Below are 17817 nucleotides of genomic sequence, written 5' to 3' on the forward strand. Positions count from 1 at the left end.
CCGCAGCACTTTAATTTCGTACCTGCTTAATTAAAGGCGCTTCATTCAGCACGACTTCAATAAGCACTTAATCTGGCGCCTCTCAAATCCAGTGGCACTTAATGAGCGCCACTTTATTCAGCGGCACTTAATGAGCGCCACTATAGACCACATCTCAATCAACTGCCCCGTGAAAAATTCCCGTATATGACCAGTCTTCATCAATGAATTGTTGAAGCAATGATAGGGAATCATTCATCTATTGCCTTTGTTACAAATTATTAATAATTCAGGTCGTGCAGTGCGGCATTCGGGGGGATGTCGCAACACCACGTGAAACTCATTCTTGAGAGATTAGGAGAAAGTATGAAAGTAAAATCATCTAGTGCCATTCTTGGCGCTTTGGTCGGGGGCTTGTTTGCAAGCTTTTCCGGCCTGGCCATGGCAGATGCAGAGCTGGACAAGCAGGTGAATACACCAGGTGCCTGGCCAATCGCAACCGGTGGCTATTATAGCCAGCACAACAGCCCACTGGCGCAAATCAACAAATCCAACGTAAAAAATGTAAAAGCTGCGTGGTCATTCTCCACTGGTGTACTCAATGGTCACGAAGGTGCGCCATTGGTCATTGGTGACATGATGTATATCCACTCTGCTTTCCCAAATAATACATACGCTTTGAATCTTAATGATCCAGGCAAAATTGTCTGGCAACACAAACCTAAGCAAGATGCTTCTACCAAAGCCGTGATGTGCTGTGACGTGGTTGACCGCGGCCTGGCATACGGCGCTGGTCAGATCATCAAGAAGCAGGCGAATGGGCATTTGCTGGCGCTGGATGCAAAAACTGGTAAAACCAACTGGGAAGTGGAAGTCTGTGACCCGAAGGTGGGTTCTACACTGACACAAGCGCCTTTTGTGGCTAAAGACACTATCCTGATGGGTTGTTCAGGTGCCGAGCTGGGTGTGCGTGGCGCGGTTAACGCTTTCGACCTGAAAACAGGTGAACTGAAATGGCGCGCATTTGCGACCGGTTCTGATGACTCTGTACGTCTGGCGAAAGACTTCAACAAAGACAATCCACATTACGGTCAATTCGGACTGGGTACAAAAACTTGGGAAGGCGATGCCTGGAAAATCGGTGGCGGTACAAACTGGGGCTGGTATGCATACGATCCTAAATTGAACCTGTTCTACTACGGTTCAGGCAATCCGGCACCATGGAATGAAACCATGCGTCCTGGCGACAACAAGTGGACCATGACGATCTGGGGTCGTGACCTTGACACCGGTATGGCTAAATGGGGTTACCAGAAAACACCTCATGACGAGTGGGATTTTGCTGGTGTGAACCAGATGGTGCTGACTGACCAGCCGGTCAATGGCAAAGTGACGCCGCTGCTGAGCCACATCGACCGCAACGGTATTCTCTACACATTGAACCGTGAAAACGGCAGCCTGATCGTCGCTGAAAAAGTGGATCCGGCAGTCAACGTGTTCAAGAAAGTGGACCTGAAAACCGGTACACCAGTACGTGATCCTGAGTTTGCAACGCGTATGGACCATAAAGGCACCAACATTTGTCCATCAGCGATGGGCTTCCACAACCAGGGTGTTGACTCTTACGATCCAGAAAGCCGTACCTTGTACGCAGGCCTGAACCACATTTGTATGGACTGGGAGCCGTTCATGCTGCCATACCGTGCAGGTCAGTTCTTCGTTGGTGCAACACTGGCGATGTACCCTGGACCTAACGGCCCGACCAAGAAAGAAATGGGTCAGATCCGTGCGTTTGACTTGACCACTGGTAAAGCAAAATGGACCAAGTGGGAGAAGTTTGCAGCCTGGGGCGGTACTTTGTACACCAAAGGCGGCCTGGTCTGGTACGCAACACTGGACGGTTACCTGAAAGCTTTGGATAACAAAGATGGTAAAGAGCTGTGGAACTTCAAGATGCCATCCGGTGGTATCGGATCTCCTATGACTTACTCCTTCAAGGGTAAACAGTACGTTGGCAGCATGTATGGTGTAGGCGGCTGGCCAGGTGTTGGTCTGGTGTTTGACCTGACAGACCCTAGCGCTGGTTTGGGTGCGGTTGGTGCGTTCAAAGAACTGCAAAACCACACACAAATGGGCGGTGGCCTGATGGTGTTTAGCCTGTAATCAATAACAGTGAACCTGTTGATGTAGTGTGCAGGATGGCCGTCAGACGCAAGGATGGCCGGTCATCCTGTTCTCTCTAATGGAGAAGAGAACAAATGTTTGCTGAAGTTAAAAAGAATAGCCGTACCTGGTTGAGCGTTTGCTTGTCCCTGACCCTGAGTGTATTTGCATTGCCCACACTCGCTACCGAAGCACTGAATGTCTGTGCCGGTAAATCCGAATTACCTTTTTCCAATGACCAGAAACAAGGCTTTGAAAACAAGATCGCCGCTGTCATTGGCAAAACACTGAATACCCCTGTCAATTATTTCTGGTGGACCAACCCGTTAACCCTGCAAAAGGATATGGAAGAAGGGAAATGTGATGTGCTGATAGGCACAGATCCTAACGATCCGCGTGTGCTGGTGACCAAGCCATACTACCGTTCCGGCTACGTATTTGTCACCCGTGTCGACCGCGAAATCGATGTCGCTTCCTGGGACCATCCTTACCTCAAGGAAAAGAATTTCCGTATCGGCGTCATGCCGGACAGCCCGGGTAAAAACATGTTGCTGCAAATTAACCGCTTTGATGACATGTTTGATTACTTCACTGAAATCCAGAATTTCCAGTCCACCCGTAACCGCTACGTGCATGTCGAGCCTTCCCGCCTCGTGAATGATGTCGCCAATAAGCATCTGCATATGGCCATGCTGTGGGCGCCGGAAGCCGCACGTTATGTACGTGCTTCAGAAGTGCCGTTGAACATGGTGATGGTGGAAGACAACGCCAAAAAAACCAATGGTGAAAAAATCCCCATGCATTACGACGTGGTGATGGGCGTCAGCAAAAAACGCCCTGAGCTGGTACAGGCCCTGAATAGCGTGATCGATAAACAGGGCGCTGAAATCACCGCCATCCTCAAAGAGGAAGCTATTCCTCTGCTGAACCTTCAGTAAATCACAATCTTGATTAATTAGTTTTTGGAGTTTGAATTGAAAGCATCTCAACAATCCCAGTCGCAGGCCATGCCTTTGCGTCGTATGAAACAACAGCTGGCGATGGCATTCGGTATTTCCGGCCTGGTCATGGCGACTTTCTTTACCGTGGCTTGCGCCAAGGATGACACTGCTGCGCAAGCCCAGGGTGCCAGTAAAACTGCACCGGCTAAAGTGGCGCTGAAAGATGGCCCTTCGATCGAGTTCCGCGGCACGCTGTCGGGGGATGTGCTGGATATGTCACCGATGGAAGGGGAAACTTTTACCCCGGAGGCAAAGCACTTCCTCGCGACTGGTGAAAACCCGTATCGCGGCAACGACGCTGAGGTGAAAAAGGGTTATACCATTTTCTCCACTGCATGTTCAGGCTGCCATGGTCACCTGGCTGAAGGCAAGTTGGGACCTGCACTGGCTGACGATTACTGGACCTACCCGAAAAATGAAACCGATAAAGGCATTTTCGAAACCATTTATGGTGGTGCCGCCGGCATGATGGGGCCGCAACAGGGTCGCATGACAGTGGATGAGATTCTGCATGTGATCGCCTGGATCCGTCATCAGGCCGAAGAAAACCTTAAAAACGGTGGCGCTGCGCCACACGGTTAAGCCCATTATCGGATTGTTAGGCTGGTGGGCAATCCGTTAATCGAAAACAATACACCAGCTAATTTGTGATTAAGGAGAAAGTGATGAAACACGTATTGGCATTACTGGCGGTAGCCAGTGTGTTTGCAGTGTCAAATCAGGCTCTGGCTTACGACGGTCAAAGTTGTAAAGAGCCAGGAAACTGCTGGGAAGCCAAACCTGGCTATCCGGAAAAAATTGCGGGTTCCAAATATGACCCGAAACATGATCCGGTAGAACTCAACAAGCAAGAGGAATCCATCAAATTGATGGATGCACGCAATGCAAAACGTATTGCCAATGCAAAATCCAACGGCAATTTCGTGTTTGACGTGAAGTAATCTTAACTCCCCCCACAAGAAACTGACATCGTTTCTGATGTCAGTTTCGAACCCCTCATGTATGTAGCAAACCGGTGTCGATTGCGTGCAGTCGGCAGTGGTCTGTTTCATCCTGAATCATGGATAGTGTATGGAAAATAAAATTGAATTACCCGCATGGCGGGAGCGCGCCCTGGCGTTTGAACAAGCCCTCAACACCGTGGTGGTGGGCATGCCGGAGCAAACACGCGCCCTGACCATTGCCATTTTTTCACGCGGCCACGTGCTGCTGGAAGGCGATGTCGGGGTAGGTAAGACCACTCTGTTACGTGCAGCCGCCCAGCTCCTGGGTGGCGGTTATCAGCGGATAGAAGGCGCGATTGACCTGATGCCCAGTGATTTTCTTTACCATGCCTATATCAATGAGCAAGGCCAGGCAGCGGTTAAACCCGGCCCGTTGTTGCAGCACGATGAAGCGCTGGCGGTGTTTTTCTTTAACGAAATCAACCGCGCCCGCCCACAGGCACATGCCCTGTTTTTACGCTTGATGGCCGAACGTTCGGTGAATGCCTTTAACCGCGAATACCGTTTCCCGCACCTGACCGTATTTGCCGACCGCAACCGGCTGGAACGTGAAGAAACCTTTGAAATCCCGGCCGCCGCGCGTGACCGCTTTCTGATGGAGATCGCCGTGCAGGCGCCGGATGCGCGTGAGCTGCAGCGGGCATTGATGTTCGACACCCGTTTTTATGATGTGGATGCACTGATCGCGACATTACCCGCTGGATTAACGCCCTATGACCAGTTAAACCTGGTCGCGGAAACCATACAAAACACAGTCAGGGCCGAAATCGCATTGCAGGAATATGCCGTTGATTTATGGCGGGCATTGAAAGACCCGGTGGGAGCCGGTATCCAGTTGCCCGATGTGGATATGTCGCGTTTGCTGGCTGGCGGCGCCAGCCCGCGCGGAACCGCCATGCTGATGCGCAGTGCGCGAACGCGTGCCTGGATAAAAGGCCGCGATTATTTAACGCCGGACGATATCCGTGCGGTGTGGTCGTTTGTGATGACACATAGGGTCTTTTTCAATGGCGCTTATGCCTTGCAACATGCGCGGCTGGCACCGTTGTTGTTGCAAGCCGTTCTGGACAAGGTGTCTGCCCCCTAGTCTGGCGGCAGTCTGTTTTTACGCTTATGGCTATCCTGTCAGCACCCACGGTGAATGCTTCCGAGATGACACCCTCTTCGCTACACGTACACGCTGGGTTTGAGCCGCGCCAGTTTTTTTACGATATCAACTGGCGTTCCCGCTCTTATCACGCCGGGGCCACCCTGACCACGCACCACGGTAATGGCAGTGACTTTGCCGGGTTTGCCACCTTGCTGGCATGCCCTGACCCGAAACGCATCGATATCCGCGCCAGCGTGCGCACCGTACCCAGGCAATGGCTGGTCAGGACCTACCTGGAACGTGCTGCTGTGCGTGTGTATGCCATTGTCGATGTGTCCAGCTCCATGTTTTTCCAGGGCGAAGCCAATATGCGCCAGCAGGTGACGGAGTTTGTGTCATCCCTGGCCTGGTCTGCCAACCGGCAGGGTGATGCATTTGGCATGCGTGCGGCGGACGATAATGAACAACTGGCCTGGCAAGTGTTACCCAGTTTCCAGCCCGGCACAGCACAGGCGGTGGCACAGCAAATCACCCGCTTCTGGCAACAGGCACAAACATCAGGTCATGACCATGGCCGTAGCGCCAGTGCTATTCCGGATACTCTCATGTCGCTAGGTTCACAACGCGCGCTGGTATTCCTGCTGTCTGACTTTTACTGGCCGGATAACTTGCTGCAACAGACCCTGCAGTCCGGGCAGCACCACGATGTGATTCCGGTTGTGTTACGTGACCGTGCCGCCACTGCGGGCTTACCCGGCTTTGGCTGGGCAAGACTGCGTGATATGGAAACCGGCGAAGAACGCAGCTGGATGCTGAGGCGAGGGTTGCACCAGCAAATCGCGCATCATGCTGAACAGCAAAAACAGTCACTCAATGCACGATTTTTAAAAGCAGGCACACGTTCACTTTTATGGCTAAGCCCAAGCTGGCGTGCCGAGGAAGTCAGTCGTCATTTGATGGAGAGCATGTCATGACTATGGGGTTGCGTGCCATGCATGGCCAAACACAAAAATGGATATTGAAACTGGCCTGTAGCCTGCTGTGGCTGGCTGTGGTGCCATCCTCATATGCGGACGATGTCAATTTCCTGCCACGCGCCGAAAGCCACACCCGTGAAACCGACTACACCCTCGGCAGTATTGCGCGGCAGCATATTACCTTGCATGTGCCGCCCGGCTATGAACTGGACGCTGCCAGTTTGCCAGCGCCTGCACAAAATGAAGCGATAGAGCTCAGGAAAGCCCATTGGACAAACAGTGATAGCAAAAACGAGCGCCTGATTGCGCTTGAGATCGACTGGCAGATATTTGTCGCTGGCGATACGGTGAAAACCATACCCTTAAAAAACCTGCACCTGCAATTCAAACGCGACCAGCAACGCCTGGCGATAGATGTGCCAGCTGACAAGGTCATTGTGTCCAGCCTGCTGCCAGCGCGGATTGATGCCGAGCATGTCAAACTTTACCCGGATGCACCTTTGCCCGAGTGGCCGCTCTCTGATCAGTTACGGCAACTGGCTGGCTGGCTGTTTTTACTCAGTGCAGGCCTGGTTTATATGGGATGGTATCTGGGCTGGATCCAGTTGCCTCAGGAGAATCGCATGCCGTTCAGGCAGGCATGGCATGGTATACGCAGATTCAGGCAAGACCGGAATGAAACCCGCATGCAGGCCATGCGCCTGATCAGCCGCGCAGTCGATCAGTTTGCCGGATACGCCGTCACCGCCGAAAACTTGCCCAGGCTGGTTGCCAGCCAGTCAGCTATCACGCCTTACAACGATGCATTAAAACGGTTTTACCAGGATGTGCAGCAAGCGTTTTTTGCCGGTCAACCGGTTTCTTCCTCTCTGAATGAGTTGAAACAGCTGGCCAGAACCTTAAGCCATGTGGAGATTTCCTGAGCATGTGGCAGGAAGGTGCGCAAACCCTGTTACTGGCGTCCGGCTTTAATGAGCACTGGGGGCTGGCGGATTTCTGGCCATTGCTGTTGTTGCCTTTGGCGGTATTGCCATGGGTATTGCGCGGGCAAATGAATTTTCCGCATCCGGCGTTGCAAGGTTTACCCAGCGACCCGCTCTCCGCATGGCTGGATCGCGTGTGGAAGATTGCATTGAGCTTATTGATACTGGCCCTCAGCCTGGCGCTCACCGGCCCATACCTGAAATCGCAATATGTGGAAAAAGTAGGGCGAGGTGCACATGTCATGATCGTGCTGGATCGCAGTGCCAGTATGAATGAGCCGTTTGCGAAAAAAGGCGTTGATGCTCAGTCACGCGTACCCAAAATGGAAGTAGCCAGGAATGTGCTGAAAACCCTGGTGGCACAAGGGCATGATGATTTGATGGGCATGGTCACTTTCAGTACCTCACCTATCCTGGCGGCGCCGCTGGGTAATGACCGCAGCTTTGTCCAGGCGGCACTGGATGCTACCGAAGCCGGTGGCATGGGCTTTACCGCCGTGGCACGTGGTTTGGGCATGGCGCTGGATTACTTTGCCGACCAGCCGGTTACCGGCGCCCGTGCCATGGTGCTGGTGTCGGACGGCGGCGCGCACCTGGATGGCAAAACCCAGGATATGTTACGCGCCATGTTCATGCGCCAGAAGGCGTCTCTGTACTGGATTTACCTGCGCTCTGAAAGCGGTGTCAGCCTCAAGGAAAGCCTGGCTGAAGGTGAAAATATCGATGTATACCCTGAGTATGCCCTGCATGAATATTTCCAGACCCTGAATGTGCCATACCGCGTGTATGAAGCTGAAAACCCGGAGGCGGTGATGGCGGCGGTGCGCGATATCTCCACACTGAAAAATAAACCGACCAGATACCTGGAGCCCGTGTCGCGGCAGGATCTGAGCCAGTATGCCTATGCCCTGGCCTGGCTGGCGGTTGTGTGTTTGATGTGTTTGTATGCATTGGAATTGAAACGGTGGCAGGCATGAATAAAAAACTGGCGGGCATCCTACGGCGTGGCGTGTTATGGGCCGGGCTATTGATATTGATTTCAGTGGTGATGCTGATCAGGCAAGCGATAGATATCTATCAGGCTGAAGTCTACCGTCGCAGCCTGCAACCGCATGTATTGATTGAAAACATGTTGCTTGGTGCTAACCAGACGCCGCAGGCCTTGTTTGCCAATGCCGTGTTTTACGATAACCAGCTTCAGCCCGAGCAGGCATTATCAGCCTATGCCGACCTGATCAGCAAGCTGCCTGAGGGAGATTTACTACGGCAACAAGCCTATTTTAATTCCGGCAATATTTACCTGCGCACAGCGATCCGCTTGCTGGAACAACGCGGCTTGCCGGCCTGGGACGAAGCGGGCCCACTGGTGGCCCTGGCCAAGGAAAGTTACCAGAAAGCACTACGGGCGGAGCCGGACTGGTCTGAGGTGAAATATAACTATCACCTGGCTTTGCGCCTGGCACCCACCACGCACGGCATGTCCGGCCCACAGCAATATGAGGACGAGCAGATCAAGGCCGAAGAAGAGCCCAGTGGCTGGCCAGCCATGCCGGGTAACCCGAGAGGCATGCCCTGATGCGTCTGCGGTTTTCTGAGGCATGGCGAGCAGTCGCAAATGGTCTGGCGGGAGCCTGGTCTGGGCAAGGGTCCAGGCTGCATGCCTGGCGCAAAATATGCCTTATCGCAGCATTTTTATTGCTTACTATTATCTTGTTCCGGCCACACCTGATGCTGCCCAACCGCGTCTATGACTGGTATTTCGTGGTCGATATCACGCAAAGCATGAATGTGCCGGACTACCAGGTGACTGGCAAAAGTATCAGCCGCTTACAGATGGCCAAGCAAAGCATACGCAAAACCTTGTCTGCTTTGCCTTGCGGTTCGCAGGTGGCGCTAGGTATGTTTACCGAGCGCAACGTGGTGAATGTGGTGGAGCCGGTAGAAGTCTGTGCCCATTATGCCGCGCTGGACCAGACCGTTGCCAGCATGGACTGGCGCATGGCCTGGGCCGCTGACTCGTTTATTGCGCATGGCCTGTACAACGCCCTGGAACAGGCGCCGGAATTAGGCAAACAGATACGCGTGATGTTTTTCACTGATGGCCAGCAGGCACCGCCTGCCAACCCCAAATACATGCCCGGCTATGCCGGTAAGCCGGGCGATGTGCAGGGTTACCTGGTCGGTATGGGTAAGCCGGTCGCCAGAAAAATCCCCAAACTGGATGAAAAAAATGGGGTTTCCGGCTATTGGGAACAGGAAGAAGTACAGCGATTTGGCAATTTCGGCATGGCCGAGACTTTGTCAGTCCTGGCGATGGAACAAGGCCAGCATGACCGCAATGCCGGTCACGGTCCGGGGACTAATTTGCTGAACAACGCCCACCTCTCGGCACTGGATGAACAAAACCTGCAACGCCTGGCGGATACCACCGGCCTGAATTACGTGCGACTGGAGCAATCAGGGCAAAGCAGTGGCTGGGCGACCGGCTTGGGCATGACGGCCTGGCGCTGGGCCGATACCGATCTCAGGCCATGGCTGGCCGTGCCCGCCATTGTGTGCTGGCTGGCATACCTGCTGCTGACATTTGCCGGTAGTCGCTGGGTCAAGTGGCTGGCGCGACGCTGGTCTGGCTTGCGGTCACTAAAACTTTTAAGTAAGCAACAGATTTTAAGTAAACAACAGGTTTAGTTTTTTTGAGAAGGAGCAACAATGAAGTGGTCTTTATTACTGATCGGATTAATGAGTGCCAATGCCTGGGCGCATGGCCCGACACCGCAGAAAACCGATGAATCCATTCAGGTGAATGCAGCAGCAGACGCGGTGTGGAAACGTGTCAGCGCCGCTTGTGGTATCGCACAGTGGCACCCGCAAGTGACGGCATGTGTAGCGGTGAATGAAAAGCAGCAAAAAATCACGCTTAAAAATGGCAAACAGCTGCTGCAAGAGATTGATGAAGTCTCAGCCGCCGATATGACGGTGTCTTACCGTTTGTCTGGTGATATCGACCTGGAAGCACTGCCGGTCAGTTCGCTGAATGGCAAGATCAAAGTCGCCGCAGATGGGGCCAATGCCAAAGTCACCTGGACCGCGCGTTACTACCGCGCGTTTACCGGCAATGAGCCACCAGCCGGCCAGGATGATGAGTCTGCCAAAAGTGCGGTGGATACGTTTGTCAAAGAAGGCCTGCAAGGCCTGAAAGACGGCCGCCAGAATGCAGCTGCGGCGGGCAACACCGGCTGGCGCAATAAGATTTGCGTCGCCATGCGGCCAGTGTTCAAGACCCTGGGCATGTCTGTGTGTGCCTAAAGGATTCGCATGCGTGTGAGTAAGCACTTTCTGTTTGTTCTGCTGCTGACCTGTCAATCCTGCCTAGCAGAGTCCCTTGAACAAGGACCGGCCAGGCTGGTTGAAACCGATGATTCGCTATGCCTAGCGCATGGCGGAAAATTGGTTTCAGTGCAGCTGACAGATGCTGCCACCATCTTGCAGGAGGGGCCGGTAGAGGTATGGGTAGACCGCTGGTTTATGCAGGTGCAAACGGCGGACCATACCAGGCACATACTCACCGCTGAGGAACCTGAAAAAGAGCTGGGTTGCTCGCACAGTCTTGCCGGGCCACAACACTGGACCCTGAGTACCATCAAACGCCTGCCGGTGGCGGGCGCACCATTTCGCAAGGAGTCGCCATGAGCATTACAGCTAAAGCGGTCATGCCAGTGACCATAGACAGTCAGGTACAGTTTAATCAATGCGTGACCAGTCATGACTTTCTGATCATCCTGTTTACGGCAAAGTGGTGTGAACCATGCCAGCCTTTTGCGGCGGTATTTGCCGGGGTCGCCGCACAATATCCGCACATCGTGTTTGCTGTTGCGGATATTGATGTAGCCACCGATCTGGTGGCCAATTTCAGGGTTGCTCAGGTGCCTGCCCTGATGGTGATTCGTGACCGCGTGGTGGTGGATATGGTGACCGGTGCCATGCAAGTGCATGAATTTGATCATCATGTGCATATGTGGCAATCGCTGGATATGACAGAGGTGAACACGCACTTTTCACAAAAACCCGCAGCCGGTTAATGCCGGTCTTCAACAGTATTCACCATCAGTTCCCGATTTCAGGATGAAAGATTCCTGACCTGTTGCAGGACGCCGTCTCAAGTCCCGTCTCCAATAAAAGCCTATCATTTGCCTATACAACGATTGTCAGCGAAGTCATTGACGCAGCCATTTATTGCCCTGTTATGTAGTGTGCTGTGCCTGCCGGTGTGCGGCAAGGCGGCAGACTATGCCTATATCACTAACCAGGGTGCGCATACAGTGTCTGTCGTCGATTTGCAGCAGCATAAGGTAGTGAACACCATTGCAGTAGGCAAGGCACCGGTAGGCGTCGCCGTGGATAACCGCAATCAACTGGTCTATGTCAGCAATGTGGAAGGGCACTCGCTATCGGTGATTGATATGCAGCGCCAGCAAGTCACCAACACGATTGCTTTGCCGATGGCGCCGGTGGGACTCACGGTGAACAACGCAGGCGATCAGGTGTATGTCGCTGACTGGTATCACGATCACTTGCTGGTGCTTGCCAGAAGCGGGCAGGTAGTAGTGCAAATACAGGTCGGCCGTGCACCAGGCGGCATGCGGCTGGCGCACGACGATGCCACTCTGTATGTGGCTAATCGGGATAGCAATGATGTCAGTGTGATTGATACGCGCTCGCGCAAGGAATTACAGCGTATCAAAGTCGGGCAGCATCCGTTCGGACTGAGTTTAAGTCCCGATGGTAAGCAGTTGTTTGTAGTAAATGTGTATTCAAATAATGTCAGTGTCATAGACACGGCCAGCCACAAGGTAGTGAATATGCTGGCAGTTGGCGAGCATCCTTATTGCGCGACCACAGATAGTACCGGACGGTATTTGTATGTGACTAATACCGGTGAAGATAGCGTGACTGTGATTGACCTGACTAGCCAGCAGATGCTGCGCAAGATACGCGTGCCGGGGACACCGGAAGGCCTCGCCTACGACGCTGCGCGGCAGCAAGTACTGGTGGCCAGCTGGATGGATAATGTGCTGGCGGTGATCGATAGCCGCAGCCTGACGTTAAAGCCATCCATTGAAGTTGGCTCGCAGCCGCGGGCATTTGGCCAGTTCACAGGCCGTGTGCCTTAGCTGGCACTGCGGTAAATGTGAGTAACTAGATTAACAGGCAGGATGGAAACGGTGAGTGGCCGGATATCGGGAAACTTTCCCGGATAAATCGGGAAGCATGACGCTGTTGGTTGGAAACCTGAACGCATAAGATGCAACTATCAATTTAAATTCTGAATTTGATTGATTTGCATAAAGTATATCTCCATGTTCAGGCCGGTTGTTGCAGCAACCGGCCGATTTTTTTTAAGGATGCTCTATGCAAAAAAAATTACAGCACACACTCATCGCCAGTGTATTCGCCTGCTTCTGTTTCCCGGTATTTTCCCAACCATTTGCGTATGTGCCTAATGAAAAGGATGGCACAGTGACTGTCATTGATACGCAGACTGATGAAGTGGTGAAACTGTTGCCAGCCAAAGGCAGGCTGGGTAAAAAAGTCCAGGCAGCGGCCATTCATTCCACCAATCAAAAACTGTATGTAGTGGTGCGCGATAAAAATGCCGTCTCGGTAGTGGATACGCAAAAAAACAAACAAACCGCCTTGATCAAAGTGGGCGATGAGCCTGAGGGCATAGACATTTCACCGGATGGCAAACTGCTCGCAGCCTGCCTGGAGGAAGAGAATGCTGTCGCTTTGGTCGACCTGCAAACTAACAAGGTAAAACACACCATTGCCACCCAGGGCAAAAATCCCGAACATTGCGTGTTTTCACCTGACCAGCAATGGCTGCTGGCGAGTAATGAAGAAAGTAATGATGTCGATGTGATTAATTTAAAATCTCTCAAATCCGAACATTTGATTGCAGCCACCAAACATCCGCGTGGCATTGGCTTTAGTCCGGATGGCCAATGGGCTTATGTCGCTAACGAAGCTGCCAGTTTGCTGGAAATCGTTTCAACAACAGACTGGAAAGTGCAAGCTAATATCAAAGTAGGGCTGCGCTCTAACGGCGTCAAGGTCAATGCCGATGGCAACCGTATCTATGTCAGCAATGGCGGCGACCATAATGTGAGTGTGATTGATACCCCCGGCCGCGAGGTGATTGCGACAGTGCCTGTCGGTCAACGGCCATGGAATATGGCGCTGACGCCGGACGGCAAAAAACTGTATGTCGCTAATGGCCGCAGTAATAACGTCTCGGTGATTGATACTCAAACCAATACCAAGATTAAGGATATCCCGGTGGGTAATCTGCCCTGGGGTGTGGTCATACATTAGAGTTTCCATGCATTAGTCTTCACTGTCAGCGGGGTTCAGGCCAGTTGCCTGCACTCGCCTGTCTTGCTTACAGTTCTGGTCCGACCATCCTATAATAGAGTGGTTTTCTCACTATGCCCGCGCATGAGTAGGGAAAAATTCCCGAAAGTTTTTGGTGAATACACCTTACAATCCTTTGAGCATGATGAAATCCTTCAGTTTACAGTTCAAACTCAACCTGACTATTACCCTGTTACTGATTGGGTTGTTGCTCACCTGGGCAGTTTCAGTAGTAAAAAATGCGCGTGAAGATGTGCTGGCAGAAGTGGAGTCCACAACCAATCTGGTGATCCATTTGCTCGATGCCGAAATCGCACATTACATGACCGATTTTGGCTGGCTTAACCGTGGCGAAAAAGGCGAAATCAATATTTTTCGCCTGGATGAGCTGACGAATATCCGGCATCTGAAAGTGGATTTTTTCGATCCTGCCGGTCATTTGCGCGAGTCTAACCGTTCTATGCGCGAGGAGCATGATGGCGAAGATCCGCCTCGCTGGTTTGTGAGCCTGCTGGATATTTCCAGCGTGCTGAATGAGCCCAAGCGCAAGAATATTATTTTGAATGGGCGGTTTATCGGTGAGCTGGTGATTACGCCAGACCCCAGTTTTGAACTGCGTGAAATCTGGGAAGATACTTCCGGCCTGCTGGCGATTGTGGGCTTGTTCGGGTTAAGTGTGCTGCTATTTGTCTACTGGACGGTGAGGGCCACCTTCAAGCCGGTCAAGCAGATTATTCAAGGCCTGAACCAGATTGAGCATGGTGAATACCAGAGCCGGTTGCCGGGTTTTGAACAGATTGAACTCAGTGAAATCAGTGACAAGTTCAACCGCATGGCAAGCACGCTGGAGCAGAGCATACGTAATAACCACCGGCTGACCCAACAGATTATTCACCTGCAGGAAGAAGAACGTAAAAAGCTTGCGCGTGACCTGCATGATGAAATCGGGCAGTATTTAACGGCAGTGCATATCGATGCCAGTGCCATGGTGGCAGCCAAGAAACTCACTGTCGCGCGTGAGAGTGCGACAGCGATTGCGCAGATCACCCGGCAGATGATGTTCACCATTCAGGATTTACTGGCCCGCTTGCGTCCGCGCGTGCTGGATGAACTGGGGCTGAGCCTGGCGCTGGCGGAGTTGATACACCACTGGCATGACAGGAACCGCAATATCATGGTGGTGAACGAGATATCCAATCATCTTTCGCAACCGGATGAGTCGGTAGCGGTGACGGTCTACCGCATATTGCAGGAGTGCCTGACCAATATCAGCAAGCATGCGGCGGCCAGCCGGGTGTCGATAGTGGTGACAGATGCGGAGGATGGTTTATACATGCGTGTAGAGGATGATGGCCGCGGCTTTGATACCTCTCTCCCCAGCCGCGGTTACGGCCTGGCTGGTATGCAGGAGCGGGTGGAGGGACTCATGGGGTCCATGAATATCACCAGTGCACCCGGACAAGGGACACGGATAGAAGTACGCTTTCATAACACAGAGAAATTTAAAGAAGAGAGACTTAGAGGCACCGCACCATGACTGTTAAAGTTGTTTTAGTCGATGATCACACTGTCGTGCGTTCAGGCTTGCGTCGGCTACTGGAAAGCCACAAATCCATAGAAATCGTGGCCGAGACGGATACCGGCGAGATGGCCTACCAGATTTATGGCGAAGTATCGCCAGATGTCGTACTGATGGATATTTCCATGCCGGGCATGGGTGGGCTGGAAGCGGCCAAGCGTATCTTGCAGCGCTACCCGCATGCCAAAATCGTGATCTTTTCCATGCATGAGGCAGTCTCTTTTGCCGCACAGGCGCTCAAGGCCGGTGTCAAAGGCTATGTCACTAAAACCGGTGTCGCTGATGACCTGTTGCAAGCCGTGCTGGATGTCTCCAAAGGCCGTACTTTCCTCAGTCAGGATGTAGCACAAAAGGTCGCGCTGCAAACATTGATAGGCGAGAGTAACCCGTTACAGCAGCTGACCTCGCGCGAGTTCGAAGTATTCCGCTTGCTGGCTGAAGGTAAACGGGTCGAGGAAGTAGCTGATATGCTGAAAATCAGCCAGAAAACTGTCGCCAACTACTACACGCTGATCAAGCAAAAGTTGTCGGTCAACAGTCCGGTGGAAATGGTGCGCCTGGCGATGAAACACGGCTTGATTGATGCAGAGTAACTTCAGCCTGTTTTATCCCACATCACTAAACTGATCTGGCCACTTCTTCTATCATAGTCCGTAGCCAGCGATGCGCCGGGTCATGCCGGTATCGCACATGCCAGGCCATATCAATCGGGAAAGTACCCAGATCCACGGGCGTAGGCAGAATCTTCAGGCGTGTGTCACCCAGCAGGCGACGACATATGTGGCTGGGCAGGGTAGTGCAGTAATCTGTAGTCGCGATGACTTCCGGCACCGAAAGAAAATGTGTGACTGACACCGCGACTTCACGTTTCAGTCCATGGCGGTCCAGGGCCTGGAATAAGCCTGCGCGCATTTTGCCGGGCGGCATCACATTCACATGTTTCATCGTTTCGTATTGCGCCTTTGTGATGGTATCGCCAATGTCCGGATGATCGGCCCTGACAACACAGGCCAGGCTATCATCCATCAAATGCTGCACCACCAGGTTGTCAGGCGGGTCCACAAACCTGCCCATGACCAGTGAAGTTGTCCCCGAGATCACGCCTGTTTCGGCAAGATCGTTTCCATAAGGCATTATTCGTAATTTGATTCCCGGTGCCAGTGCCTGCAACCTGGCGACCACGGCCGGAATCAGCACGTATTCCACATAACTGTTTGGTGCAATGGTGACCAACATATTTGATTGTGTGGGGTCAAACGCCTGCTGACCGAAAACCAGGCCATCCAGCTGACCAATCGCTTCCATGATGACAGGCGCCAGTTCTTCCGCTTTTGGGGTGGGTTGCATGCCATAGCGTTCACGGATGAACAAGGGGTCGTGCAGGATATCCCGCAGTCGGTTCAGCGAATTAGATAAAGCGGGTTGGGTGATGCCCAACCGGTCAGCAGCGCGGGTGACGCTGCGCTCTTCCATCAGTGCCAGAAACACGCGTAATAAGTTCAGGTCGTAACGCATTAAGTTATTCACAATATGAATAACTTAAATATACATAATAAATTTCATAAATGGAATCAAAGCGTTCATTATTCCATCACCAACACACGTAAATAAATTTATTAATCAAGACTGGAGCACTCATATGAATATATTGATCGTACTCACCTCGCATGACACCCTGGGTAATACCGGCCTTAAAACCGGATTCTGGCTGGAAGAGCTTGCCGCGCCTTATTACGCTTTCAAACAAGCCGGTGCGCAACTGACACTGGCTTCACCTAAAGGCGGGCAACCACCATTGGACCCCAAAAGTAACGAGGCTGCGTTTCAAACTGACGATACCAGGCGTTTCGAAAATGATGCAGAAGCTACCCAGGCTTTGGCGAATACTGTGCCTTTGCATTCAGTCTCGCATCAGGCATTTGATGCAGTGTTTTATCCGGGCGGTCACGGTCCGTTATGGGATCTGGCCGAAAGCCAGGATTCTATTGGCCTGATTGAGGCTACGCTGGCAGCAGGTAAACCAGTTGCCCTCGTTTGCCATGCGCCAGGCGTATTACGTCATGCCAAAAATCCCGATGGTCGCCCACTGGTGGCAGGCAAAAAAGTCACCGGTTTCACTAATTCTGAAGAGGCTGCTGTGGAGTTGACCGATGTGGTACCTTTCCTGGTGGAAGATGAATTAACCGCAAAAGGCGGCCATTACTCTAAAACCTCGGACTGGCAGCCGTATGTAGTACAGGATGGTTTGCTGATCACCGGGCAAAACCCGGCTTCTTCAGCGCTTGCAGCCGAAACGCTGGTTCACTTTTTAAAAGAAGCACAGTCAGCATGAGTGCCTATGTGGTCATGCTGCGTGAACAAACCACGGATCAGGCAGAAATGGATATCTATGCCAGCCAGGCCCCTCTCGCCCGAGAGGGGCATTCGGTGACTCCGCTGGCAAGATATGGCGCCCTGGATATTCTGGAAGGTCAGTCATTTGAAGGCTGCTTGATTCACCGGTTCACTAATGCCGAAGCAGCCAAAGCCTGGTACAACAGCCCCAAATATCAAGCCGCAGTCAAACATCGACATCAAGGAGCGCAATACCGGGTATTTATCGTAGAAGGAATTGATACCTGACATGACTG

Annotated in this window: 20 protein-coding genes; 19 read left to right on the forward strand and 1 reads right to left on the reverse strand. The window is 52.5% G+C overall.

Annotated elements, in window-relative coordinates; genetic code table 11:
* The first annotated feature begins 345 nt into the window (after positions 1 to 345).
* From ACFQ2T_RS13475 to ACFQ2T_RS13555, 17 genes are all read left to right on the forward strand, one after another.
* Positions 346 to 2142 (forward strand): methanol/ethanol family PQQ-dependent dehydrogenase, encoded by a 1797-nt coding sequence (locus ACFQ2T_RS13475; RefSeq protein WP_379035300.1) that lies wholly within the window; start codon positions 346 to 348, stop codon positions 2140 to 2142.
* A gap of 95 nt (positions 2143 to 2237) precedes the next feature.
* The gene (moxJ, locus tag ACFQ2T_RS13480) at positions 2238 to 3080 is read left to right on the forward strand and encodes a methanol oxidation system protein MoxJ (RefSeq protein WP_379035302.1); all 843 of its coding nucleotides are present in this window, start codon (positions 2238 to 2240) and stop codon (positions 3078 to 3080) included.
* A 69-nt stretch (positions 3081 to 3149) separates the two neighbouring features.
* The gene (gene moxG / locus ACFQ2T_RS13485; RefSeq protein WP_379035750.1) at positions 3150 to 3725 is read left to right on the forward strand and encodes a cytochrome c(L), periplasmic; all 576 of its coding nucleotides are present in this window, start codon (positions 3150 to 3152) and stop codon (positions 3723 to 3725) included.
* An 83-nt stretch (positions 3726 to 3808) separates the two neighbouring features.
* On the forward strand, positions 3809 to 4084 hold the full coding sequence (locus tag ACFQ2T_RS13490; protein ID WP_379035304.1) for a methanol dehydrogenase: 276 nt from the start codon (positions 3809 to 3811) through the stop codon (positions 4082 to 4084).
* Positions 4085 to 4214: 130 nt separating this feature from the next.
* Positions 4215 to 5234: an AAA family ATPase gene (locus tag ACFQ2T_RS13495; RefSeq protein WP_379035307.1), complete on the forward strand. Its 1020-nt coding sequence runs from the start codon at positions 4215 to 4217 to the stop codon at positions 5232 to 5234.
* 26 nt (positions 5235 to 5260) lie between these two features.
* Positions 5261 to 6211 carry a DUF58 domain-containing protein gene (locus tag ACFQ2T_RS13500; RefSeq protein ID WP_379035309.1) on the forward strand — a complete coding sequence of 317 codons (951 nt, stop codon included), beginning with the start codon at positions 5261 to 5263 and terminating at the stop codon, positions 6209 to 6211.
* A complete protein-coding gene (locus tag ACFQ2T_RS13505) occupies positions 6208 to 7137 on the forward strand; it encodes a hypothetical protein (protein ID WP_379035311.1) in 930 nt (309 codons plus the stop codon). The genes ACFQ2T_RS13500 and ACFQ2T_RS13505 overlap by 4 nt, the downstream gene beginning before the upstream one ends.
* Positions 7138 to 7139: 2 nt before the next feature.
* Entirely contained in the window at positions 7140 to 8174 is a 1035-nt protein-coding gene (locus ACFQ2T_RS13510; protein WP_379035313.1) for a vWA domain-containing protein, read from the forward strand.
* Entirely contained in the window at positions 8171 to 8773 is a 603-nt protein-coding gene (locus ACFQ2T_RS13515) for a hypothetical protein (protein WP_379035315.1), read from the forward strand. Before ACFQ2T_RS13510 ends, ACFQ2T_RS13515 begins: the two co-directional genes overlap by 4 nt.
* A 119-nt stretch (positions 8774 to 8892) precedes the next feature.
* Positions 8893 to 9885 carry a vWA domain-containing protein gene (locus ACFQ2T_RS13520; protein WP_379035317.1) on the forward strand — a complete coding sequence of 331 codons (993 nt, stop codon included), beginning with the start codon at positions 8893 to 8895 and terminating at the stop codon, positions 9883 to 9885.
* Between the two features lie 21 nt (positions 9886 to 9906).
* On the forward strand, positions 9907 to 10503 hold the full coding sequence (locus tag ACFQ2T_RS13525) for an SRPBCC family protein (protein ID WP_379035319.1): 597 nt from the start codon (positions 9907 to 9909) through the stop codon (positions 10501 to 10503).
* Between the two features lie 9 nt (positions 10504 to 10512).
* Entirely contained in the window at positions 10513 to 10887 is a 375-nt protein-coding gene (locus tag ACFQ2T_RS13530) for a hypothetical protein (protein WP_379035321.1), read from the forward strand.
* A complete protein-coding gene (locus ACFQ2T_RS13535; protein WP_379035322.1) occupies positions 10884 to 11276 on the forward strand; it encodes a thioredoxin family protein in 393 nt (130 codons plus the stop codon). The genes ACFQ2T_RS13530 and ACFQ2T_RS13535 overlap by 4 nt, the downstream gene beginning before the upstream one ends.
* 138 nt (positions 11277 to 11414) lie before the next feature.
* Positions 11415 to 12368: a YVTN family beta-propeller repeat protein gene (locus ACFQ2T_RS13540; protein WP_379035323.1), complete on the forward strand. Its 954-nt coding sequence runs from the start codon at positions 11415 to 11417 to the stop codon at positions 12366 to 12368.
* A gap of 238 nt (positions 12369 to 12606) precedes the next feature.
* Entirely contained in the window at positions 12607 to 13569 is a 963-nt protein-coding gene (locus ACFQ2T_RS13545; RefSeq protein ID WP_379035324.1) for a beta-propeller fold lactonase family protein, read from the forward strand.
* A 181-nt stretch (positions 13570 to 13750) separates the two neighbouring features.
* Positions 13751 to 15145, forward strand: a complete 1395-nt coding sequence (locus ACFQ2T_RS13550) for an ATP-binding protein (protein ID WP_379035326.1) — start codon at positions 13751 to 13753, stop codon at positions 15143 to 15145.
* The gene (locus tag ACFQ2T_RS13555) at positions 15142 to 15780 is read left to right on the forward strand and encodes a response regulator (protein ID WP_379035328.1); all 639 of its coding nucleotides are present in this window, start codon (positions 15142 to 15144) and stop codon (positions 15778 to 15780) included. Before ACFQ2T_RS13550 ends, ACFQ2T_RS13555 begins: the two co-directional genes overlap by 4 nt.
* A 25-nt stretch (positions 15781 to 15805) precedes the next feature.
* Here the strand turns inward: ACFQ2T_RS13555 and ACFQ2T_RS13560 are convergent, their stop codons facing one another.
* Positions 15806 to 16702 (reverse strand): LysR substrate-binding domain-containing protein, encoded by an 897-nt coding sequence (locus tag ACFQ2T_RS13560; protein WP_379035330.1) that lies wholly within the window; start codon positions 16700 to 16702, stop codon positions 15806 to 15808.
* Positions 16703 to 16826: 124 nt separating this feature from the next.
* On the opposite strand from ACFQ2T_RS13560, the gene ACFQ2T_RS13565 reads away from it, so the two are divergent.
* Together ACFQ2T_RS13565 and ACFQ2T_RS13570 are read left to right on the forward strand one after the other, a co-directional pair.
* Complete coding sequence (locus tag ACFQ2T_RS13565; RefSeq protein ID WP_379035332.1) at positions 16827 to 17519, forward strand: type 1 glutamine amidotransferase domain-containing protein; 693 nt, start codon at positions 16827 to 16829, stop codon at positions 17517 to 17519.
* The gene (locus tag ACFQ2T_RS13570; protein ID WP_379035334.1) at positions 17516 to 17809 is read left to right on the forward strand and encodes a DUF1330 domain-containing protein; all 294 of its coding nucleotides are present in this window, start codon (positions 17516 to 17518) and stop codon (positions 17807 to 17809) included. The genes ACFQ2T_RS13565 and ACFQ2T_RS13570 overlap by 4 nt, the downstream gene beginning before the upstream one ends.
* Positions 17810 to 17817: the final 8 nt, after the last annotated feature.

The organism is Methylophilus flavus (assembly GCF_042678905.1).
Taxonomy (GTDB): Bacteria; Pseudomonadota; Gammaproteobacteria; order Burkholderiales; family Methylophilaceae; genus Methylophilus; species Methylophilus flavus.